This is a genomic window from Clostridium sp. JNZ X4-2 (assembly GCF_054889485.1).
In genome coordinates this window covers 24,471-45,830 of sequence record NZ_CM142685.1, presented here as the reverse complement: position 1 = coordinate 45,830, position 21,360 = coordinate 24,471, and the positions used below count along the sequence as shown (strand labels likewise).

Annotated in this window: 24 protein-coding genes, 3 tRNA genes and 3 pseudogenes; 8 read left to right on the top strand and 22 right to left on the bottom strand. The window is 30.6% G+C overall.

The window, feature by feature from the left end; translation table 11 throughout:
• The first annotated feature begins 22 nt into the window (after positions 1-22).
• Positions 23-1,588 (top strand): ABC1 kinase family protein, encoded by a 1,566-nt coding sequence (locus tag ACYUJ6_RS00275; protein ID WP_461843934.1) that lies wholly within the window; start codon positions 23-25, stop codon positions 1,586-1,588.
• Positions 1,589-1,595: 7 nt separating this feature from the next.
• Here ACYUJ6_RS00275 and ACYUJ6_RS00270 read toward each other — a convergent pair whose 3' ends face one another.
• Entirely contained in the window at positions 1,596-2,180 is a 585-nt protein-coding gene (locus ACYUJ6_RS00270) for a TetR/AcrR family transcriptional regulator (RefSeq protein WP_461843933.1), read from the bottom strand.
• Between the two features lie 304 nt (positions 2,181-2,484).
• Here ACYUJ6_RS00270 and ACYUJ6_RS00265 point away from each other — a divergent pair, with 304 nt between their 5' ends.
• Positions 2,485-3,375: a phosphatidylserine decarboxylase gene (locus tag ACYUJ6_RS00265; protein WP_461843932.1), complete on the top strand. Its 891-nt coding sequence runs from the start codon at positions 2,485-2,487 to the stop codon at positions 3,373-3,375.
• Between the two features lie 463 nt (positions 3,376-3,838).
• Complete coding sequence (locus ACYUJ6_RS00260) at positions 3,839-4,090, top strand: hypothetical protein (RefSeq protein ID WP_461843931.1); 252 nt, start codon at positions 3,839-3,841, stop codon at positions 4,088-4,090.
• Between the two features lie 207 nt (positions 4,091-4,297).
• Here ACYUJ6_RS00260 and ACYUJ6_RS00255 read toward each other — a convergent pair whose 3' ends face one another.
• Positions 4,298-4,552 (bottom strand): polysaccharide deacetylase family protein, encoded by a 255-nt coding sequence (locus tag ACYUJ6_RS00255; protein WP_461843930.1) that lies wholly within the window; start codon positions 4,550-4,552, stop codon positions 4,298-4,300.
• 212 nt (positions 4,553-4,764) lie between these two features.
• On the opposite strand from ACYUJ6_RS00255, the gene ACYUJ6_RS00250 reads away from it, so the two are divergent.
• The 3 genes and pseudogenes from ACYUJ6_RS00250 to ACYUJ6_RS00240 form a co-directional block, all read left to right on the top strand.
• Positions 4,765-5,259 carry a hypothetical protein gene (locus tag ACYUJ6_RS00250; RefSeq protein WP_461843929.1) on the top strand — a complete coding sequence of 165 codons (495 nt, stop codon included), beginning with the start codon at positions 4,765-4,767 and terminating at the stop codon, positions 5,257-5,259.
• Positions 5,260-5,651: 392 nt separating this feature from the next.
• A complete protein-coding gene (locus tag ACYUJ6_RS00245) occupies positions 5,652-5,855 on the top strand; it encodes a hypothetical protein (protein WP_461843928.1) in 204 nt (67 codons plus the stop codon).
• Between the two features lie 18 nt (positions 5,856-5,873).
• Positions 5,874-6,095 (top strand): annotated as a pseudogene (locus tag ACYUJ6_RS00240) (tyrosine-type recombinase/integrase); the annotation flags it as partial.
• 139 nt (positions 6,096-6,234) lie between these two features.
• Here the strand turns inward: ACYUJ6_RS00240 and ACYUJ6_RS00235 are convergent.
• The 12 genes and pseudogenes from ACYUJ6_RS00235 to ACYUJ6_RS00180 form a co-directional block, all read right to left on the bottom strand.
• A tRNA-Arg gene (locus ACYUJ6_RS00235) sits at positions 6,235-6,311 on the bottom strand.
• 119 nt (positions 6,312-6,430) lie between these two features.
• Complete coding sequence (locus ACYUJ6_RS00230; RefSeq protein WP_461843927.1) at positions 6,431-6,664, bottom strand: hypothetical protein; 234 nt, start codon at positions 6,662-6,664, stop codon at positions 6,431-6,433.
• Positions 6,664-6,751: pseudogene (locus ACYUJ6_RS00225) on the bottom strand (hypothetical protein); the annotation flags it as partial. The pseudogene ACYUJ6_RS00225 and the gene ACYUJ6_RS00230, both read right to left, overlap by 1 nt.
• Before the next feature lie 30 nt (positions 6,752-6,781).
• Positions 6,782-7,036 (bottom strand): UPF0236 family transposase-like protein, encoded by a 255-nt coding sequence (locus ACYUJ6_RS00220; RefSeq protein ID WP_461843926.1) that lies wholly within the window; start codon positions 7,034-7,036, stop codon positions 6,782-6,784.
• A pseudogene (locus ACYUJ6_RS00215) lies at positions 7,026-7,166 on the bottom strand (GNAT family N-acetyltransferase); the annotation flags it as partial. The gene ACYUJ6_RS00220 and the pseudogene ACYUJ6_RS00215, both read right to left, overlap by 11 nt.
• A 44-nt stretch (positions 7,167-7,210) precedes the next feature.
• Positions 7,211-8,026 (bottom strand): alpha/beta fold hydrolase, encoded by an 816-nt coding sequence (locus tag ACYUJ6_RS00210; RefSeq protein WP_461843925.1) that lies wholly within the window; start codon positions 8,024-8,026, stop codon positions 7,211-7,213.
• A 143-nt stretch (positions 8,027-8,169) separates the two neighbouring features.
• Positions 8,170-8,724, bottom strand: coding sequence for a hypothetical protein (locus tag ACYUJ6_RS00205; RefSeq protein ID WP_461843923.1), 555 nt, complete (start codon positions 8,722-8,724; stop codon positions 8,170-8,172).
• Between the two features lie 691 nt (positions 8,725-9,415).
• Positions 9,416-10,423 (bottom strand): spore photoproduct lyase, encoded by a 1,008-nt coding sequence (gene splB, locus ACYUJ6_RS00200; protein ID WP_461843922.1) that lies wholly within the window; start codon positions 10,421-10,423, stop codon positions 9,416-9,418.
• A gap of 176 nt (positions 10,424-10,599) precedes the next feature.
• Entirely contained in the window at positions 10,600-10,788 is a 189-nt protein-coding gene (locus tag ACYUJ6_RS00195; protein ID WP_461843921.1) for a hypothetical protein, read from the bottom strand.
• A gap of 201 nt (positions 10,789-10,989) precedes the next feature.
• On the bottom strand, positions 10,990-11,163 hold the full coding sequence (locus tag ACYUJ6_RS00190) for an aspartyl-phosphate phosphatase Spo0E family protein (RefSeq protein WP_461843920.1): 174 nt from the start codon (positions 11,161-11,163) through the stop codon (positions 10,990-10,992).
• Positions 11,164-12,082: 919 nt separating this feature from the next.
• Positions 12,083-12,640: a TetR/AcrR family transcriptional regulator gene (locus tag ACYUJ6_RS00185; RefSeq protein ID WP_461843919.1), complete on the bottom strand. Its 558-nt coding sequence runs from the start codon at positions 12,638-12,640 to the stop codon at positions 12,083-12,085.
• Between the two features lie 11 nt (positions 12,641-12,651).
• Complete coding sequence (locus ACYUJ6_RS00180) at positions 12,652-13,815, bottom strand: MFS transporter (protein WP_461843918.1); 1,164 nt, start codon at positions 13,813-13,815, stop codon at positions 12,652-12,654.
• A 230-nt stretch (positions 13,816-14,045) separates the two neighbouring features.
• On the opposite strand from ACYUJ6_RS00180, the gene ACYUJ6_RS00175 reads away from it, so the two are divergent.
• Both ACYUJ6_RS00175 and ACYUJ6_RS00170 read left to right on the top strand, forming a co-directional pair.
• Positions 14,046-15,437, top strand: a complete 1,392-nt coding sequence (locus ACYUJ6_RS00175; protein ID WP_461843917.1) for a transposase — start codon at positions 14,046-14,048, stop codon at positions 15,435-15,437.
• A gap of 170 nt (positions 15,438-15,607) precedes the next feature.
• Positions 15,608-16,720, top strand: coding sequence for a hypothetical protein (locus ACYUJ6_RS00170; RefSeq protein WP_461843916.1), 1,113 nt, complete (start codon positions 15,608-15,610; stop codon positions 16,718-16,720).
• A gap of 274 nt (positions 16,721-16,994) precedes the next feature.
• Here ACYUJ6_RS00170 and ACYUJ6_RS00165 read toward each other — a convergent pair whose 3' ends face one another.
• The 8 genes from ACYUJ6_RS00165 to ACYUJ6_RS00130 all read right to left on the bottom strand — a co-directional run bounded on the left by ACYUJ6_RS00165 (position 16,995) and on the right by ACYUJ6_RS00130 (position 21,321).
• Positions 16,995-17,333: a transposase gene (locus ACYUJ6_RS00165; RefSeq protein ID WP_461843915.1), complete on the bottom strand. Its 339-nt coding sequence runs from the start codon at positions 17,331-17,333 to the stop codon at positions 16,995-16,997.
• The gene (locus tag ACYUJ6_RS00160) at positions 17,333-17,683 is read right to left on the bottom strand and encodes a hypothetical protein (protein WP_461843914.1); all 351 of its coding nucleotides are present in this window, start codon (positions 17,681-17,683) and stop codon (positions 17,333-17,335) included. The genes ACYUJ6_RS00165 and ACYUJ6_RS00160 overlap by 1 nt, the downstream gene beginning before the upstream one ends.
• Positions 17,637-18,074, bottom strand: a complete 438-nt coding sequence (locus ACYUJ6_RS00155) for a hypothetical protein (RefSeq protein ID WP_461843913.1) — start codon at positions 18,072-18,074, stop codon at positions 17,637-17,639. Before ACYUJ6_RS00155 ends, ACYUJ6_RS00160 begins: the two co-directional genes overlap by 47 nt.
• Positions 18,075-18,455: 381 nt before the next feature.
• Positions 18,456-18,546, bottom strand: a tRNA-Ser gene (locus tag ACYUJ6_RS00150).
• A 24-nt stretch (positions 18,547-18,570) separates the two neighbouring features.
• Positions 18,571-18,661, bottom strand: a tRNA-Ser gene (locus ACYUJ6_RS00145).
• A gap of 410 nt (positions 18,662-19,071) precedes the next feature.
• Entirely contained in the window at positions 19,072-19,239 is a 168-nt protein-coding gene (locus ACYUJ6_RS00140; RefSeq protein WP_461843295.1) for a transposase, read from the bottom strand.
• Positions 19,229-19,702, bottom strand: coding sequence for a transposase (locus ACYUJ6_RS00135; protein WP_461845396.1), 474 nt, complete (start codon positions 19,700-19,702; stop codon positions 19,229-19,231). The genes ACYUJ6_RS00140 and ACYUJ6_RS00135 overlap by 11 nt, the downstream gene beginning before the upstream one ends.
• A 221-nt stretch (positions 19,703-19,923) precedes the next feature.
• Positions 19,924-21,321 (bottom strand): amino acid permease, encoded by a 1,398-nt coding sequence (locus ACYUJ6_RS00130; RefSeq protein WP_461843912.1) that lies wholly within the window; start codon positions 21,319-21,321, stop codon positions 19,924-19,926.
• Between the last annotated feature and the right edge of the window lie 39 nt (positions 21,322-21,360).

Below are 21,360 nucleotides of genomic sequence, written 5' to 3'. Positions count from 1 at the left end.
CTCAAAAAGATTTAAAGAAATAATGAAGGTACTAGCCAAATATGGTTTTAAGTTTTTAGTATATACTAAAAATCATAATAAAGAAAAATCTCCTGAAAATCTAAGAAGAGCTTTTGAAGAACTTGGACCTACTTTTATAAAGATAGGTCAAATATTAAGTTCAAGACCAGATATACTACCTTCACAATATATTGAAGAACTCTCAAAGCTTCAAGATGATGTACTTCCAGAAAAGCATGAAAATATAAACAACGTATTTTTTGATGAATTCAGTAAAAATATAGAAGATTGTTTCTTGAATTTTGAAAAGATTCCCCTGGCCTCAGGCTCTATTGCACAAGTACACAATGCAGTCTTAAAAGACGGGAGAAATGTCATTGTAAAAATACAAAGACCTGATATAAAAGAAAAGATGGAAACAGATATATACATATTGTATAGAATTATAAAACTTACTAAAATCAAATTCAAAGAAGCATTAATTGACCCTGAGGAAGCTTTAGACGAATTACTTTTTTCAACTAAACAGGAATTAGATTTTAATTTAGAAGCTGAAAATATGTTAAAATTCAAAGAATTAAATAAAAATGTAGGTTTCTGCTATGTCCCCTATGTAGTAAATGAATTATCTGGTACCAAAGTATTAACTATGGAAAAAATTTATGGATTCAAAATAAATAATATGGAAAAGTTAGAAAAAGAAAAGTACGACTTACAGGATATAGGTGAGAAACTAGCTTTATCTTTTTTTAAACAGGTATTTACTGATGGTTTTTTTCATGCCGATCCCCATCCTGGAAATTTAATGATATACAATAAAAAGATATGTTTTTTAGATTTCGGAATAGTAGGTACTATTTCACCTAGACTTAAGCTGCTTTTAAATGAAGCTATTATGTCCATGGTATCTAAAGATACAGATAAACTTGTATCTATAATTATATCAATAGGTATAAAAAAAAGTCTTATAAATAGGAATGACTTATATGAAGATGTGGAGCTGTTTTTAGTAAACTATTTATCTACTTCCCTTAAAAATATAAAGATCTCAGTATTGCTCACAGAAATTTTCAAATGTGCAAAAAATAACAATATTATCTTACCTAAAAATTTAATATTGCTGGTAAAGAGTTTAATTATAGTGGAAGGTTTAGTAACAGAAATATCACCTGAAATTGATATTCTAGATATAGCAGTGCCCTTTGTCAAAAACATCAATAAATTTTATTATTTTGATCATATTGACTTGGAAAGTGCATTCATTGATTCTTATAACTTTACAAAAAACCTTTCAAAGCTTCCCATAAAAACGGTAGAACTAATAGACTGCATACTAAGTGGAAGAGCTAAAATTCAATTAAAGTTTAATAAAATTGATGATTCCATAAATCAACTAAATAAAATGGTAAACAGGCTGTCAATTTCTTTAATAACATGTTCTATAATTATAAGTTCTTCTTTAATTTCAAATTTTAATATAGGACCTAAATTCTATAACGTGCCTTTAATAGGTATTATAAATTTTATATTTTTTATATTCATCGGTATTATACTAATAATCTCCATAATTAGATCCGGTAGACTTTAAAGGGAGATTAAATCTTATTCTCCTTCTCTACCTTTATTCCATTTAAAATATAACTCATAAGGTTTTCTATCATATCATCCAAATCTTTTTTATCTTCATTTATCAATTCGTAAACAGCAATAGAACAGATGGTTCCAAATAAGGTATAGGCTAAAAAGGATAAATTACATTTTTTTATACTGCCATCGTCCATAGCTTCTTTTAAATAATCCTGTATATAGATTATGTATGATCTTATACATTTCCTTAATTCTAATTGTCTTATTTCCTGGCCCCAAAGTTGACTCATTATTACCTTAATAAAATCTCTGCTTTCATAAACCAATCCCCATTGAACCTTACATAGAATTTTTATTTTATCTAAAGAATTATTTATATTTTTAGAGCCACTTTCTATTTTTTCCTTCAGTACATTCATTCCTTCTTGTACTATATATTTAAATATTTCTTCTTTACTTTTAAAATGATAGTATAATGTTCCTTTTGCCACACCAGCATCAGCTGCTATAGCATCCATTGTTGCACCGCTATACCCATTTTTAGAAAAAACTTTTATAGCAGATTCAAAAATTGTTCTTTTTGTATTATTCATAAATACCACTCCAGATTTTTATTACATAATTATTGACTGGTCAGTATAATTATATTCATTATACTATCTTATTAAAATAACTCAATAGTTTTTTATCAATTTGCCCCTCAAACGATATTTAAAAATCAAAAGACCGTAAAACTATTTCTATCTGATTATTATAGTGCTAAAATAAGTAATAAACAAATTTAAAAATCAGTTACTTGTGATAAAATATCTATCAATACATAGTATTTTGAAAATTATTACTAAGATACTAACTGTAAACTAAATTACTTAAATTATTAATTAAAGGACAGGAAAAATGATTAAATATTTTAATAGAAAAGCAAAAAAATATGAAATAGAAAAAGTAGCAGGAGATACCTATTTGAAATGGATATATTCTTCTCCTCTAGGAATGAAATTTTTGGAGGCTATAGTGAAAAAAAAAATATTTTCTAGACTATACGGCTTATTTTGCAATACTAAATATAGTAAAATAAAAATTCACCCTTTTATAAAAGATTTTAATATAAACATGGATGAATGTTCCATGAACTATAATGATTTTGAATGCTTTAATGATTTTTTTTCAAGATCTCTTAAACAAAATGCCAGACCCTTTAGTGTGAATAAAAACATCTTAATATCCCCTGTTGATGGAAGATTGACGGCATACGAACATATAAATTTAAATAAGATTGTTCAAATTAAAGGATTTACATATAGTTTATCTGATTTGATAAATAGTAAAGCCTCTAAAAAATTTAATAATGGTACTTGTTTAATATTCAGGCTTTGTCCAACAGATTATCATAGATTTCATTTTATAGACTGGGGTATATGTGAATCTTCTAATAAAATTAAAGGATATTATTATTCTGTAAATCCAATAGCTTTAAAAAATATTCCCAATGTTTTTTGCAAAAACAAAAGAGAATGGAGTATTTTCCATTCCAATAATTTTGGAGATATACTTTATATAGAAATAGGTGCTACTTGTGTAGGTTCCATAATACAAACCTATTCTCCTGGAAAAAATATTTCTAAGGGAGATGAAAAAGGTTACTTTAAATTCGGTGGATCAACTGTAGTGCTATTCTTTGAAGAAAATAGAGCTATAGTTGATAAGGATATACTTGTCCAGACAAAAAATGGTTATGAAACGAAGGTACTAATGGGAGAAAAAATCGGGATTAATTATAATAATTAAATTTTTTATTCACATTCCATTTATACAGTTAAAATAACTTTCGTATTAACTTTTATTTTAACTTCTGTAAGTTTCAATTCTTTGTACTCTTTGGGAGTCTTCCCTACAGTTTTAAGCATAGTTTTTATAAATTTAACAAGCTTTTGTGCTTTATTAGAACTAAAATAATAAATCATGATTATTTTAGTTTATTTAGCCTTTAGACTGATTTTATATGATATTTATTCTATATAATGCTCAAACTTGTTTTAAAGTATTTTAATACTATTACAACCATTAATTTAATAATGATATATCTCATAAATACTGTTAGACTATAAGCAAGCCTAAATTCCCCAAAATATAATCAAGGAGCTGATAAGCATAAGTTATTAATTATACTTTCTAAACTCACTTTAATGTCATATAAATAAAAAGTGAACTAAAAAAATATACAATATAACAAAATTTAGGAGGAGTTAAAATGTTAAAAATCAGACATAAATTACTTTCATCTTTAATAATTTCGGCACCATTATTACTAAATGCAGGAGTAGTTACAACAGTTCATGCAAGTTCTGTAAATAACAAATCGTGTACAACCTATAAAACATCTTGTAAATCAGTAAAATCAAATAATTGTGTAACTATTAACGGTGCAAAATATGATTGCTCAAAACTTATTCAATCTATTTGTACAGGCATCAATGGATCAATATACAATTGCACAAAATAATACCGTTCACACTTACAGGTAGAATTTAAAATACTAATAAAAATAAGAACCTTAAATAACAGGTTCTTATTTTTTATAATATAACTTTAGGGGACAACAATTTAAATACCTATACTTTGGCGGTTACATTTCAGTTTAATGTGCCCTGTAACCACAGACACAAATTCGGTAATTATCACTATTTTTAAGGAGATCTATGTAAATAAACTATTTTACAATAAGTTCATTTTCTTTAATTTGATTTCCTATTAGAAAAAATGTTGCTTTAACATCTTTTTCTTTTAAAATATCAAGAATTTTATTGGTAATTGGGCCAGGCCCCTCATCAAAAGTCAAATATATTATTTTTTCATTTTTAGCTACATTTGACTTTGCTGCATAACTATAATTCATACAATTTATTTCTGATAAAACAATTATAAGCATCACAAAAATTACAAAATATTGCTTTTTAGATTTCAATTTACACACCCTCTAAATTGTTAAATTATATAGACACACATCAGTTAGTATTAGCAAAAAATTTAATATAATAGCTATTAATATGTTCATCACATGATTTCATATCTAATTTCTGATGGTATATTTGTATTTGAATAAGATATATTAAAAAGAGAAATAATATATTGTTGTAACTATACAAATCTTTATTTTAAATTATAGGAGTGATTTAGATGAAAAAATTTTTTTATATAATCATGGCATCTTTACTGATTACAATAAACTTAGTAGGCTGTGGAACTCGACAACAAACTAATAATGTTAAAAATGGAACACAAAATGTAGAAAAAAAAGCCGAAAACGACTTAGCACAATTACCTAAAAATTTGAAGACTGATATGGGTCCAGGCAAATTTTATGTATCACCATCATCTAATACATTTAAAAATGGAGATATTCCAATTATAAGCATCAAGAAAAATACTTCATCTCAAAAAGTTGAGATAGTTCCAAGTGAATTTAACAATAAATATCTAAGCTATATATTTATAGATGGTGCTTTTAACTCTAAAAAACAATTATCAAGCAGCAAAACAAATATGGAATTAAAGGGCAATGACATCAAAACAGGCAAACATAAAATAGACGTTATCCAATTTAATAACGATAAATCCACTGATACAGTTGTTACTCACAAAACTGCATATTACTATATTAATACAATATAACAAAGTTAAAGCCTCGGTTTCCCGGGGTAATAATTATAACCGGACACCAAATGTCCGGTTTTTATTTCTGTGTTGGTCCTGTAGATACACTTTGTGCAAAAGCTACAGTGTTTTGTATACTAGCAATAGTCTGTTCCAATTAAACATTTTCAGCTGTTTATACTAACATAAAAATGGTTCTTTAAATAAATAAAGTCTATTGCACAAATAATAGCAAATATGTTTTAATATCAACTATCTTCGGAAAGAACCATAAAGTTATTGACATATACAGGAATACACAGATTACAAAAATCATTGGATGGTAATCATCTAAAAGCATAATTTTTACTTGATCTTGATACTGGATTAAGACAAGATGAATTATTAGCCTTAAATGGGATGGCATTGATATGGATAAAAAAGAACTTTATGTGAAAAAGTCAATAAAAAAGGTAAACGTCATAGAAAGTGATAATGTAAGATCCTACAAAACAATAGAACAAGATCCAAAATCACAGAGCAGCATAAGGACAGTTACTATACCTTCAGCATTGATAACAATACTTAAAAAACATAAATCACAACAGGATATAGAAAAATTATCAGCTGGTTAATCATATAATAATGAGAATAATTATGTTTTTACTACATCAACTGGAAATATCATAGATTCAAGAAACTTAATTAGAGCATATTCACGTGCTTTAAAGAAAGCCCAAATACCTTATCGCAATTTTCATTCTCTAAGGCATATGTTACTAAATTATTTGAACATAGGAACAGTTCAGAAGCTCCCGAGTCATAGTCAAAGTTCCATAACTGCAAATATATATACCCATGTCATGCATAAATAAAAAGTAGATACAGTAGAAACTCTAAATGACCCATTTGAATAGAAATTACTTGCTATGAATAACTAATGTGTTAAAAATACGTTAAATTAAAAATATAAGCAAATTTCCATCTCTGGAAACCCGCTTATATCAATATGTGTGGTGCGTCAGAGAGGATTCGAACCCCCGGCACGCTGGTTCGTAGCCAACTGCTCTATCCAACTGAGCTACTGACGCATATTAACATAATTATTTTAACATAAATAAAATCTAAAATCAATTTTACCGAAAAAAAGGATTGTGTCAATTTACTGTGGGTTAAAAAACTACGGACTTTCCCTGTAATATACTTTAACCTATGCTCCTCTAAGAGCTTTGAGCATAATACTTAAACGTGTTTTTTTGCCAATATTCAATACTTCTATATTATTAAATTTTTCCAGACAACCATTTTTAATAAAGGATACTGTAGATTTCTTGGATAAATAAAAATACTTTCCTCTTTTCTTTTTATCTGCTGCTTCTTTAAAAAGATTATAAACTTTTCCTCCGTTTGCAGTATAAGCTCTAAGTCGTGCTATTTGATACACTCCTTTTACACTCCATCCAAGTGGTCTGCTGCTCAGTCCATCCGACAGGATATGGCTTACATGCCCTTCTGCACTGCAGCCTACAACTTTGTCATAGTTATAATAATTAACAATACCTTAAAACTCATCTGACAAATATTTATGCTCCCCTGTACTTTTAGATCTATAATAAGTCCTTTTATATTTAACTTCACCAAACACTATTAATAAAGTTTTAGCGTCTTTTCTATCAACTATCCACTCAGTTTTACGGTTTGGTTCCAATTTCACAGCCTCATCAGCTGATTCAAGAGCAATTTTACATATTTCAACACCCAAGATATCAAGTTTCTTTTTTAATTCTAATATAAAATTACATTTAGATATAGCCAACAATTGTTCTACCTATGTTTTTACCTTGATATTCAGGTAATACAGCTATATCATAAATTACAGCTTGACGAATTCCATCTGAAATTGCACGGCCAAATCCAATTAGCTTATCATTATCAAAAGCAAACACAACAACGATTACGCCACGTAAAGTACAAATGAAAATGGTAAAACTTATTCTTCAATAAATTGCATTAATTCTTTATTAAACTTATCCCGCTCATCATAAAATAATCCATGACCACTATATTTGAATGCAACAAGCTTAGAATTTTTAATACCCTGTCTTTGTGCTTCTGCCAGTGGAAATAGACATACTTTGTCATGAATACCCTGCAGAATCAAAGTCGGAACGCTTATCTTTTTTATATCAGAGAATAGCTTTTCTTCATCTAACCAAACTTTAGCAATTGATGCAGTAGCCCAGCCTGCCGCCTGTAATCCCAATTGGAAAAACCAATCTGAAAATGGTTTGCTTATATACTGAAAAAAAAATATATCTCCAAATCCTCTCAGCATTTTAGGGCGGTCATTATACGTTTCCTGAATAATTTCATTTACGGTTTCTTTTGTTAGCCCATATTGAAAATATGAACGTTGGATAAGACTAGGTGCTGCTGCTGCAAAAAGAGCAAGTTTAGATACTCCATATTCATTATGCCTTGCCATATACCTAATAGCAATTGCGCCTCCTGTGGAGTGTCCAGCTAATGTGAAATCCTTCAATTTAAGTGCCTCCACCACATCTCTAACATCGTCCGATAATCGATCATAGCAATATCCTGTAAAGGGTTTATCTGATTCACCAAATCCCCTTTGATCCATCCCTATACATCTGTACCCCATCTTGGGCAATTTATTAAACTGATACTCAAACAATTTATGGTTTCCGGGCCACCCATGTAAAAATAAAATTGTCTTTTCACCTTTTGGATTGAGATCCTCTATATAAATTTTTACACCTGATTCTACCTTAACATAATATCCCATACAAATACCCCTTTTAACAAAATTCCTTTATTATAAATTTATTCTCATAAAATCAAATACATGTATGAAACATAAACTTATATCATCCACACCACCATTCTTATAATTAAAAAAGAGATACAATTAAAGGTATCTCTTCTAGTTTAAATTATTAATTCTTTGAAAAAAGGTAATGTTTCAATCCATTTGCAAAATTCCCGCCATTCCGGTAACCTGTGATTTTTTCTCTGACTATACACACCTTTTAAGCATCTATAATTAGTAGTCAATCTTGCAGTAAGTTCAAATCCTGCCGGATTAGAATACAAAAGCTTTAGATAATCTTCTTTACTTTGGGTTTTATTATAAACATCCTTTAATTCTTCCATAATATCAATAATTCTTTTATCTACATATTTATTATACTGCTTAAATAAATCAAATTTTGCTATTCTATGCATTGTACTCTGACTACTCACAAAAGTAATAAATCTATATCTTTCCAATTCAACCCATGCTTTATTACTAAAAGTTAAATCAAAAGCAACTCGTATTCCAGATAAAAATTGATCATGAGCTTCACCTTTAGGTGATTTAGCTAAACTTTTAACTGTATCTGTAATATTTGAATTGCATTTATTAGTATCTACCGCCATGGGGTACTTACTTGCTCTTATACTTTCTTCCAAATCATATACTTTCAAATTTTCTATTTTCATTATTTATACCTCCCATACCTTTTTATTCACATCTTTCCACATTAAGTTTATCATCTTTTTTATAATTTATAATCAATTTCAGATATTTATCTGTTTAAGATCCCCAACCTTATATATTATTTGCATTAAACTTCCAGTATAATAATTTAAATTAAACATATTCTATTATCATAAAGCTATCAATATATTAAAGTTATTAAATATTTAATTTTGTATAAACTAAAAATTGCCCTTCAATATGTTGATACTTAATTTATGCTGGGGATGGTGAATCCCCAGTGTTTAAATCTTACATTATATATCTATATTAAATAACATATAATTTACTTCTTCCTATTAATCATTCAAAGTTTCATATCTTGATTTTTCTTTACAAAATTACTATTTTCTGTATTGTTGGTCAACCAAATAATACCGTAAGTATCTGAATCATCTATAAAACCTTCTAACACAATTGTAACGGTTTTAAATTTTTTATGAAGATGTAATCCTTATTTTGCTAAGCCTTAGTATAATTGAATCGACTGCATATATCTATTAACAATAATGTCTTAGTCTTAAACCTTTATCTTTTACCCGAATGACAGATGCTCATCTATAAATAATTAAAATTTATTTATATTATACTACAAACTAAAAAGCGATGCATTAAATTAATGTAACAGCTATAAGGAAGCCTATATTTAATTCACTATATTATATACTTTATATTTGATTCATCAAAATATTTTTCTATATTTTTTCTAAAAAATTTCTTCATATAATCTAATTCATCATCTTTATATACATACTTTCCATATCCAAACTGACCATACTTAAATTTTCTTATTTCTTCTTCCATAGGCAACATTGTTTTAGGGTATACTGTTAAAATATTTTTTTTTGCCCTTTTAGTAAACCTATGAGATATTATTTCAAAAGAAATATCTGAATTAGTGAAGCTACTCCCTATTTTATCTATAACATCCCCATATTCAGTTTCCCAATTAGGATATAAAAATACCGGTGCAATTATAAATCCCAGATTATATCCAGCCTTTAAAACTCTCCTGGCTGCTTTCATTCTGTCCTCAAATTTAGGAGTCCCATGTTCAAATTCATTTATTATTCTATTTGTGTTTACACTAAACCTTACAATAGTTTTTCCATTATGATCTAAGTGAAGAAGAGTATCTACATCAGTAAATTTAGTTACAAATTTAAAATATCCAGCTTTGCTTCTTCCAAAATGCAGTATAGATTTCTCTAAATTTCCCGTATAAGGTTCAACCGGAATTGGATCAGAAGTTGCCGCCCCTTCAAATATTGTTATACTCGGTAATCTCTCCTTAATATACTCATCTGATTTATTTAATATCTCCTCTATATTTACATAAACTTTTGTATAAGGTTTTTTACCCATCTGAGTATTAAGATAACAATATTCACACATTCCCATACAACCACTTACCAATGGTAATTGATAATGAGCCGATGGTTTGCATGATTGAAATTCACAAGATTTTCTAACCCCTACTACTAATGTACTTTTACCCTCAAAATACATTTTGAAGTTTGTATTTCCTGGTATCTGTGTTATCCTTCCACTTTTAGAATATATTAATTCTATGTCTTTATCCTTAAAATATTTCATTATTTCCTTTCCTTTTTCATATTCCAATGCTGCATTTTGAAATATAACTCTTTTAGGCTGAAACAATATACTTCACCTCAAGAATATTATGTGATTATAATTAAAAATAATACTTTAAATATATTATTAATCTGTCTCTTAGCATATCCACATTGTCACCACCTTCCTATTCATTTGGTTTGAAATTTAATAAAGAGCCCTGTTACTTAAAGGCTCTCTATAGTACTCTTAATAAGACTTTATTAATTTATTCCCTTATCATAAATAATTAGTGCTGTATACTCATTCTGTGTTTGCGCATATTTTATATCAATTATCATTTTATTTTTTAGATCCACTTCAAGAACATCCTTAACTTTAGCTTCTAGGCTTTTTAATGTATTTCCATATACCCCCTTAATTTCGACAGCATCACTTCTATATATTGGCATACATATATCATCTCCCTTTTCTCTAACATTTCAACAAAAGGAGTTAATATCCTCTAACTTTCATTAGCCATTATTCTACTTATTTTTTACTCAAAGTCATACTTATGTATAATATTCTTATATCCGCCGGTTACATATACTTTCCTTATTTGGTTTTCATCCTTTTTCTGCTCTTATTGTTTCATGTTTCTCGGCTGCTTTTCATTTATCCATTTTCCCCTTAACTATTTTGCTATATTCATTTAACATTAAATCTAACATCTGACTGGCAACAATTATTTCTGAATCCAATAGACTATCTTTCTGCGTAATTAAATTGTCAAGATTTCTTTTTAAAGATTCTATTTGTAATAGTATATTATCTATCTCAAACATATTATTTCATTCCTTCCTTAAAATAAGTATAAAAAAGAAGTGAAATTCTATAAATATTAATTTAATGGAAATAAACTCACATTGTTCAATTATTATAATAAATAAAATAAGCACCCTAAAAGGCAGTCCTTCGCAAAACAGTATTGAATCGGACTTGGAAGAATGGTGCAAAAAGCTATGCCATTCTTTCGTCTACTGGTGCGTTCAGTTCCTGCAGAATACCCACTAAATCATAACTAATGTGAATCCTCTGCTTTCAAAGTTGAGGGTAAAAATGCGTCCGTTAGCTTTTTGTCTGATTTTCAAGGGTAGATGTATAAAACCATGTACCCCCCTCAAAACGGGAATAAGTTAAAGGAAAAAAACCAGTATCTATACGGGTTTGGGGGCTGTGAAAAAACGCAATATTGTGACATGAAACTGTCCGGCAATTAGGCCGCTGTGCCCCCGGCTCAACCAAGGAACAGAAACAGGGGTGTATACCCTCAGGGCGAATGGGAACGTGGAATAGCGAACAGAGCACAGCGACGAATCATATACCGCAAAAGTCCGTTGACAAAAGCCGAAATTCCACACTTACCCGCAGGATTCCGGTTTTTAGATGGATTGTCAATGGAGACGGAGCGCAGCGGGGATCGGCAACGGGACCGGACTTCGGGCCAGGTTGACCCGAAGTTACGCAAAAACTTGTTGTTGCCGAAGGCTAAAAATGCCCAATGGGAGGGTGTCCCACAAAGCATAAAGGTAGAGCTTGAATTCCACTGGTCACACCCGATGGTTTATAAACGACCGAATGGTATTTGTGAAAAATTTAATAGGCATGAAAAATCCTTCAAACCGCAAGTTTTGAGGTGAAAATAAGTATAAATAGTAGTCAGCCAAACTTACATTTTTTGTAAGCCTGGCCGTAAATGTGACTCTACTTTTTTTCTGCTAAAACTCCATTAAAAATAATTTGCAATGCTTCCTCAATTGCTTCTGTTGTTTTCAATTTATTATCCAGCAAAAAGTCATAATCAGTGAACATATTGCTTATTTCTTCAAGCATCTTAGATAGGACACCAAAGTGAATGTCCGATTTTACCATGCCTTCGCGTGAACCCTGTTCCAAAAGCTTCTTGAGTACATCTAGTTTAAATTGTTTCAGTTCTTCGATTTTCTCCCATTCATTTGGATAGAATTTTTTTGCTTCACTTAGAACCAAGACTGGGAGTTTGTATTGGTGACTGGAATATACGATTTTGTGAATTTTTTCAATGATGTTTTTCCGACTGTCCAACGTCTTCAAAACGCTGTTTTTATCGCTCGTAACCACAGCTGAAAAATATTCTTGGATGATTTCGTCCTTCCCGCGGAAATGCTGATAAATTGTTCTTTTACTTATTTTAAGTTCCTCGGCAATTTCATCGACTTTGAATTTCTTAAGTCCATAAAGCTGAATGAGCCGCACGGCTTCATCTAGAATTGCCTCTTTCATCTGATTACCTCCTAATTTTTATTTTCTTGGGGCTTGCCGAAAACGATCATCAGCAAACCGACGATTCCAACGCAAAACAGCAGAATCCATGCAAGAGTTTGCGATACGGACCAAACTGCTCCCGTAACAAGTGCGCCAGCAAAATTACCTACGTATTGAAATGAATTAAAAATTCCGTTGGCGGTGCCCCGATACCGATCTTCGACAATATTATTGACATCCGTGGCAACAATCGTAGCAATTGAAATATAACCGCACATGAATAAAGTCGTCCCTATCAAAAGAAAAATATATAAATTTTTCTCAAAGAAGAAAAGTATACCGACACAGGAAATCAAAAATGCGCCAATTAATACCGTATTAAGATGGCCTTTATCAGCCCATTTGGTTGAAAATTTCATTACAATTATGGCGGCGGCAATAGCAGGGATAAATATTTTCCACATACCGGCTTGCCCTGTAACAGTATCGATATAATATGGCACAGCATAAAAAACAGACATCATCATAAAGTTATTAATAAACGCTACAAGATTCATGATCACAAAAGTCTTGTTTTTTAATAGAATGTGAAAATCATTGCCTTGGGGAATATTGTTATTATCTGAACTCTTTGTGTCTTTGATAAAGAACAGGATATACAATTCATTGGCGAAAAGCAGGATTGCACCGGCCATAAACATCCAACTCACAGACATGACCCCGCGAAGCAGGGGGCCGACCCCAAATGCAAGAGCCGCTGCCGCTGAAATAAACGCTCCCATTATGCTCATGGCTTTTGTCCGGTTGCTATCGTCCGCTAAACCGGCAATCCATGAATATCCCACGCCTATCACGGCTCCGCTTCCCTGTAAAGCGCGCGCAAATATTAAGAGACCGATATTATTTGCAAAGTATGCAAGGACCAAACCAACGACCACCAAACTAAGTCCACCGATCATTATCTTTTTATTGCCGAAGCGGTCGCTGAGGATACCAAAAGGAATCTGGAAAATCGCTTGCATGAGTCCAAACGCACCTACTGCCAATCCGGCCAATAAAGGAGTATAACCGATTAAATTTTTGCAATAAGTAGAAATAAATGGAGTTACAATAGTCATGGATATTTGCCGCAGACCAAGTGCTAGGCTAAGCATCACTACCGGAAACATTATGTTATTTACCTTTTTATCCAAATTGGCACCTCCTTATTGAATTGAGTAAACTGTTTTAGTTTCTTGAGTACCAATATTTTATATATTATCTCAGCTCAATTTATTTGTCAAGGGTAAAATAATAAAACTTCAATAAGTAATATGAAAATATTTAAAAATAAGTGATATAATATTTGCTTAAAAAAAAGATTTTAAAACTCTTTATAGAATTATAATATCTGAAGTAATAATAATTAAAGGAGATATTTTACATGTTACAATTAAGCAAAAATGATAAAAGCAAAGTATTAGGAGCCATAAAATCAGGAAACATCGATGCTGCTGATGTAAATTTTCCTAACCTTATAGATACAATAATTCTAAAAATGAAAAATATTGGACTTATAAGCAAGTTAGCTGAAAGCTTTAAAGATAAAAGAAAGCAAAATAAACATATTCCTTTTGATATACTTATTGCATTAGCAATTACAGCCAAGATGAAACTTAAAACTAGCTTGACTGATGTTGCTTTTGCTGTAACTGATTGTGAATTATTATCAGAGCTTGGATGGAATATGTGGGATACAGATAGAAATCTTGAAGAAGGTTTATTTGCCGAAGGCGTTATGAGAAACTTAATTGACAAATATGGATCTACCGAAAAAAATGAATTCATAAAATCCTATAATCACTACACTCAAAATGTTGTACTTCCATCTCTTAATATATCTCCCTCAATACATATTCTTGATTGTACTAAAATAAAGGTAAACTTAGATAATGCAAATTATGAAAATTCAGAAGTTATAAAAATTGATGGAGAATCTGTACGTGGTTACAAACTTGGAACTTTGCGGGGACTCATGGATGATTCAGGCATTATTGAAGAAATAGTTTTTGACTCTATTAAACCTCATGATTTAGAGCTTTGTAGATATATGCTTTTAAACAGTAAATGTTTAAAGAAGGGTGATATTCTCATAAATGACAGGGGATTTATTTCACGTGATGTTATAAATTCGTTAAAACTCGAAAAAGGTGTAGATACATATATACCTGCAAAAAAGAGCATGACAATATACGAAGAAGCTGTAAAAATAGCTGTCCTCGAAAATAAATGGCAGAAACATCCTAATAAAAAACGAAAAGCTCAAGAAATACACCTGGTTAAACACTTAGGCTTGATGTGGCAAAGTGATAAATCCAGCAGTGATGTTGATTTATGTGCCTGTGTTGTGCATGATAAAAAAGATGATGAATATTACGTGTTTTTAACTACAGACACAAATAAAACTGCAAAACAAATAATAAATATTTATGAATTAAGGCCAGAAATAGAGGAAGATTATAGGCAAATAAAGGACTTTTGGAAATTAGAAGACTTTAAGAGTACAAAATACAATTTTATAACTTTTCATATAGTCATGACACTTATTGGCTATATGTATTTTCAAGTGTTTAAAAATATGCAGGAGGGAAGTAAGTATTCAGGCAAGTCCCTCCCAGTAGCTATTAAGAACTATAAAGAAGATAAGCAAAAATCCGTTATAATATATTCTGGTCAATATTTTGGTGTATTTTCCTTTATTCAATTTATTCAGTTGTATGCTGGTTGTTCCGCAGAAGTAAGGAAACTTCTTGATCCAACCTTGGCTCTAGTATAGCAGGGTTGGAGGGCTACACCCAAATTACGAATTGAAGTAATAAAACTTTAATAAGTAATATGAAAATATTTAAAAATAAGTGCTATAATATTTGCTTAAAAAAAATGATTTTAAAACCCTTTATAGAATTATAATATCTAAAGTAATAATAATTAAAGAAGATATTTTACATGTTACAATTAAGCAAAAATGATAAAAGCAAAGTATTAGAATCCATAAAATCAGAAAACATCGATGCTGCTGATGTAAGTTTTCCTAACCTTATAGATACAATAATTCTAAAAATGAAAAATATTGGACTTATAAGCAAGTTAGATGAAAGCTTTAAAGATAAAAGAAAGCAAAATAAACATATTCCTTTTAATATACTTATTGCATTAGCAATTACAGCCAAGATGAAACATAAAACTAGCTTGACTGATGTTGCTTTTGCTGTAACTGATTGTGAATTATTATCAGAACTTGGATGGAATATGTGGGATACAGATAGAAATCTTGAAGAAGGTTTATTTGCCGAAGGCGTTATGAGAAACTTAATTGACAAATATGGATTTACTGAAAAAAATGAATTCATAAAATCCTATAATCACTACACTCAAAATGTTGTACTTCCATCTCTTAATATATCTCCCTCAATACATATTCTTGATTGTACTAAAATAAAGGTAAACTTAGATAATGCAAATTATGAAAATTCAGGAGTTATAAAAATTGATGGAGAATCTGTACGTGGTTACAAACTTGGAACTTTGCGGGGACTCATGGATGATTCAGGCATTATTGAAGAAATAGTTTTTGACTCTATTAAACCTCATGATTTAGAGCTTTGTAGATATATGCTTTTAAACAGTAAATGTTTAAAGAAGGGTGATATTCTCATAAATGACAGGGGATTTATTTCACGTGATGTTATAAATTCGTTAAAACTCGAAAAAGGTGTAGATACATATATACCTGCAAAAAAGAGCATGACAATATACGAAGAAGCTGTAAAAATAGCTGTCCTCGAAAACAAATGGCAGAAACATCCTAATAAAAAACGAAAAACTCAAGAAATACACCTGGTTAAACACTTAGGCTTGATGTGGCAAAGTGATAAATCCAGCAGTGATGTTGATTTATGTGCCTGTGTTGTGCATGATAAAAAAGATAAGCAAAAATCCGTTATAATATATTCTGGTCAATATTTTGGTGTATTTTCCTTTATTGAATTTATTCAGTTGTATGCTGGTTGTTCCGCAGAAGTAAGGAAACTTCTTGATCCAACCTTGGCTCTAGTATAGCAGGATTGGAGGGCTACACCCAAATTACGAATTGAAGTAATAAAAAAGGCTGTTTGTCACTTATACGCTTCCTTATGACCCTGTCAATTATCTAAGAAAATATACAGAGGTTTAGAACTTAAATTCCAGTAAAAATTTTGTTTTTACTGGAATTGTATTATATTGCATTTACTTAAAAGGCTGGTAAATCTGTAGGCCGTCAAGTCATAAAAATAGCTAAACCTACCCTTTTCCCCAGAATCCCAGCAAAAAAATTCCCAGCTTTATTTTGAATTTATACCTTTATAAATAGTGGGTTATCCCAATTATCTTCTATAGTAAATCTTTCATCTTTTATATCTTCTATAACATCTATTTGAAGCATATTCTTCTTTCTAAAACCTTTTATACATCTAAAAAAGTATAATTGCATCAAATTAAATGCTATTATTATAAACATTAGAACTGTCTCTATGCCCGCAGGGCTGTGGAGAAAACAATGATCTACATGCCATTCTGTTTTTAATTGATGAAATACGTTATTTTCAATGTCCCATCTTTTATGCATTATTCTCCACAGCGTTTCCGCCGTTATAAATTTATCTGTTGTTATGATCGATCCTTCTTTAATCATTATTTTATCTCCAGTATGAATTTCTTCCACACTTTTATATTCTTGTCAGACATTTCAAAATTATCATCTTCCCAAGCCTTAATCTTTGTGTAAATATTTGTACTCTTTTTTACAATCCAGTTTTTATCCGCCTCACGGCACTTAAATAAACCTAATGCGTCTTTTACAATGTGAAGACGTTCATCTTTACCTAAACTGTCTTTTTTGGGCTCAAGCATTTCCTGATCTAAAACAGTATGTGGATCAGAACCAACCATTGCACAAACTACTGATCTGTGAAAATAATGCATTATACCATTTTTATCAACCCTTGTAAGGGCAGTTGTCACAACATTTTTTAACACTGTCAAATAGTTCTACACCATCTATGGCGGCCACCTTCAAACCGTCAATAGTACCATTTCTAAATGCCTTATTTTTTATAGTGGATTTTATTACATGCTCGTTAATATTTTTTAAGCCATCAATATCAAAGTTATTCAAACAGCGCCTAATGGCATCAATACCCGGTATTTTATTTTTTTTAGGCAGAACTTTTTTAAATTTATTCTTTTCAATCCAGTGCTTCAATCTATTAAAACTTCTTATTTGAAGCATGAATCCAAATAATACTACAAAAGTAATTATTGAAATTTTTACTGGAGATTTTGCTCTTTTATCTTTCAAGGTATTGATTTTTTTACCTACATCATATACCCTGTTAATATAAGTGAGTAACTGTTTCAAATAACTTTTGCTCATTTTATCAGCATCCTTTTTTGAAAAATTTCTAGCAAAACTATTATAAAAAGGATGCTTTTATTATGCAAATTTTTTCTATATAATTTCCAGTAAAAATCGGAATCTATTAATTCTACTGCAAATACTCATGAAACTTTATAACCCAAAGGACTATCGTCTTAAAAATTTCCCAAGTGCTAAACTTCTGGAAAATACAGTAAACTACTGAGCTTACTCAATAAAGTAAAAAAAGAAGCAACCAATTTAATGGATAACTTCTTTGATTGACTACATCAATTACCACAGTTGTACTTCATTTTAATGACTCTTAATAAAATTTAAATTTCTTAAAGATCCTATTTTAAGTGAACTTTGAAACTTAATGCATCTTAATGAAATCTATGGCGGAGAAAGAGGGATTTGAACCCTCGCGCCGATCACTCGACCTACGCCCTTAGCAGGGGCGCCTCTTCAGCCACTTGAGTATTTCTCCATGTCCTACCTTTAATATTTTATGTGGCGGAAAGAAAGGGATTCGAACCCTTGGTACGGTCACCCGTACGCCGGTTTTCAAGACCGGTGCCTTAAACCAACTCGACCATCTTTCCGCATAAAGTCATTTCAAATAACTTTTCACCTTCGTATGCCTAGCGATTACTAATATACTATATCATGATATATATTTACTGTCAACCCAAAGTTTAAAAAATATTGTTAACTTGTAATAATGTTACCTTAATATTAACTTGATAAAATACTAATATTGTATAGACTATAAAGAGTGGGCTGATAAAGTTAATCCCGAATTATTCATGAGCTCAATTTCTATGGTTATTATTGTAAATTTAATGATAGGATTTGAATTTTTAATTTTTTGTATTAGTTCAAAACCTATCTTGACCTTAAAATTAAGCAAAAAGGATGTAACCTAAAAGTACATATCCCCAAAAATGGTAAACTACCCCCCTGACATTAAATATAAACCCTGCAATATTTTGCTTTTAAATCATACGTTCATTTAGAACGTGATAGGAATATTTCCTATGCTGTCAAGTATTTTAAAAAACAGTTTTTTATATGGATAACTGCTGCATAATCTAAATTTCAGATATCTTCCGCCTTTCACTATCTTAGCTGCAACCTTTATTAGCTTCATACGAATTGTTTCAATTGTCCTAGATTTCATTAGTCAATCCATCAAACATAAGTAATGGGTGGTATCCGTTGGAACCATAGTGAGAATTGTAATCTGAGCCATACTGCATACCATAGGTCTCAAAATTGGTAGAATCTATATCAAAAATAATATGTTCTGGTATTTCCAAAGAATACATTTTATCCAATAAAAGTTCATTGATTTTTTGATAGCTCTTTAATGTTTCAACAGATACTCTATTGTTAAATCTTGAAATAGTAGGCTGGGAAACCAAATCTTCTTTATCCAAAACCTCTATGAAAGTAGGGTCATGTCGTAATTCATCAGCAGCATCATCGGTAACATAACCCGCAATTCTTTGGTATATTTTTTGAACCACAACATCTTCATTTTTGTGGGTTCTAGATTCTGCTGAACTGTCTTGGACAGAAAGATTTTCTTTGATAATTTGACTGAAGCCTATCTTTTCATCAAATTCCTTGTATAATAAAATACCCGCATCGGAAGTTAAATCTCCACCTTCAAAATCTATTTTAATTTTTCTATTGAAATTTAATACTTTTTTATCACTTTTTAGGTGAAAATTAAAAATTTTATAAATTTAGTGTTTTAGCCATGTTCAGCATGGCTTTTTGTATATTGTGAATAATTCGGGTTAAGTACATAAAGGGAAAGTTACTGGATTACAGTACCCTCCCCTAACCTATTAATATGTTAAATGCTCTTATCTTTTAAAGGAAATTCATTTAATGTACTGTGTTTTGCTCCATATAGAAAATAAATTAAAACACCAACTATTGTCCATATTAAGAATCTAATCCAAGTAACAGCTGGCAAGCTCATCATAAGATATAAGCAGAAAAATATAGTCAATACTGGTGTAAATGGAACCCCTGGACACTTAAACCTTCTCTCAATGTCAGGCATAGTTTTTCTTAAAACAATAACTCCTACAGACACAGCTAAAAAAGCAGATAGAGTTCCTATATTACACAATTCAATAAGTACTGAAAGCGGTAAAAATCCTCCTATAATTGCCGTTGCAGCTCCTGTTATTATAGTACAGCGTCCTGGTGTATTATGAATCTTGGATATAGTGGCAAAAGATTTAGGCAGCAATCCATCTCTAGACATACTCATAAATATTCTAACTTGTCCATATACGGTTACTAAAAGGGTGGAAATCATTCCTATAATAGCTCCTACACCAACTAACGCAGAACCCCAATTTATTCCAATATGTGCTAGAGAAGCTGGCAGTGCATTATTTACATCTATTAATTTATAAGGTACTATTCCTGTAAGAACTAATGACACTCCTATATACAATATAACAATTACAATCATGCAAATGCCCAATCCCAATGGAATATCTCTTTTGGGGTTAACTGTCTCTTCTGCTGCAGTAGAAACCGCATCAAACCCGATGAATGCGAAAAATATAATTGATGCTGCCGACATTACTCCCTTAAATCCAAAAGGAGCAAAAGGATGGTAGTTAGCAATATTTATGTGACCTGCACCAACTATTATAAATACAGCTATTACAGTTATTTTTATAGCAACTATGATATTATTCACTTTTGCGCTTTCCGAAACCCCAATATATAAAATCCACGTTATAAGTGCAACAATTAAAACAGCAGGCAAATCCACTATTCCACCAGCTAGTGGAGATTTTGTAAGCATTTCAGATAGATGTATATTATATGTAGCCAAAACTCCTACAAAGGTGGAAGACCAGCCTGTAGCAATAGTAGCTGCAACTACAAGATACTCAAGTATTAAATTCCAAGCTATAATCCATGCTATAATTTCACCAAAGGCTATATAGCAATAAGAATAAGTACTTCCGGCAATTGGAAACATAGTAGCTAGTTCTGCATAAGTAAGAGCACATAATACAGCTGTTATTGCTGCTATTATATAAGATACTGTAATTGCTGGGCCCGCCATATGAGCGCCTTGCCCAGTTGCAACAAATATACCAGTACCTACTACTGATCCAATTCCCATGGCTGCTATATCAAAAGAAGTCAATCCTTTTTTAAGATCGGTTTTGGAAACTGTATCTTTAAAACCGTCCATACTTTTTTTTCTAAATAAATTCATACTAAACATCAATCCCCTTAATTTTAATATAGGAAAATT

What these genes read in the sequence shown, in the direction of transcription:
- ACYUJ6_RS00275 (WP_461843934.1), top strand. Translation starts at nt 23, where the DNA reads ATGAAGGTACTAGCCAAATATGGTTTTAAGTTTTTAGTATATACTAAA.
- ACYUJ6_RS00270 (WP_461843933.1), bottom strand. Translation starts at nt 2,180, where the DNA reads ATGAATAATACAAAAAGAACAATTTTTGAATCTGCTATAAAAGTTTTT.
- ACYUJ6_RS00265 (WP_461843932.1), top strand. Translation starts at nt 2,485, where the DNA reads ATGATTAAATATTTTAATAGAAAAGCAAAAAAATATGAAATAGAAAAA.
- ACYUJ6_RS00260 (WP_461843931.1), top strand. Translation starts at nt 3,839, where the DNA reads ATGTTAAAAATCAGACATAAATTACTTTCATCTTTAATAATTTCGGCA.
- ACYUJ6_RS00250 (WP_461843929.1), top strand. Translation starts at nt 4,765, where the DNA reads ATGAAAAAATTTTTTTATATAATCATGGCATCTTTACTGATTACAATA.
- ACYUJ6_RS00245 (WP_461843928.1), top strand. Translation starts at nt 5,652, where the DNA reads ATGGATAAAAAAGAACTTTATGTGAAAAAGTCAATAAAAAAGGTAAAC.
- ACYUJ6_RS00210 (WP_461843925.1), bottom strand. Translation starts at nt 8,026, where the DNA reads ATGGGATATTATGTTAAGGTAGAATCAGGTGTAAAAATTTATATAGAG.
- ACYUJ6_RS00205 (WP_461843923.1), bottom strand. Translation starts at nt 8,724, where the DNA reads ATGAAAATAGAAAATTTGAAAGTATATGATTTGGAAGAAAGTATAAGA.
- ACYUJ6_RS00195 (WP_461843921.1), bottom strand. Translation starts at nt 10,788, where the DNA reads ATGCCAATATATAGAAGTGATGCTGTCGAAATTAAGGGGGTATATGGA.
- ACYUJ6_RS00190 (WP_461843920.1), bottom strand. Translation starts at nt 11,163, where the DNA reads ATGTTTGAGATAGATAATATACTATTACAAATAGAATCTTTAAAAAGA.
- ACYUJ6_RS00185 (WP_461843919.1), bottom strand. Translation starts at nt 12,640, where the DNA reads ATGAAAGAGGCAATTCTAGATGAAGCCGTGCGGCTCATTCAGCTTTAT.
- ACYUJ6_RS00175 (WP_461843917.1), top strand. Translation starts at nt 14,046, where the DNA reads ATGTTACAATTAAGCAAAAATGATAAAAGCAAAGTATTAGGAGCCATA.
- ACYUJ6_RS00170 (WP_461843916.1), top strand. Translation starts at nt 15,608, where the DNA reads ATGTTACAATTAAGCAAAAATGATAAAAGCAAAGTATTAGAATCCATA.
- ACYUJ6_RS00165 (WP_461843915.1), bottom strand. Translation starts at nt 17,333, where the DNA reads ATGATTAAAGAAGGATCGATCATAACAACAGATAAATTTATAACGGCG.
- ACYUJ6_RS00155 (WP_461843913.1), bottom strand. Translation starts at nt 18,074, where the DNA reads ATGAGCAAAAGTTATTTGAAACAGTTACTCACTTATATTAACAGGGTA.
- ACYUJ6_RS00140 (WP_461843295.1), bottom strand. Translation starts at nt 19,239, where the DNA reads ATGAAATCTAGGACAATTGAAACAATTCGTATGAAGCTAATAAAGGTT.
- ACYUJ6_RS00130 (WP_461843912.1), bottom strand. Translation starts at nt 21,321, where the DNA reads ATGAATTTATTTAGAAAAAAAAGTATGGACGGTTTTAAAGATACAGTT.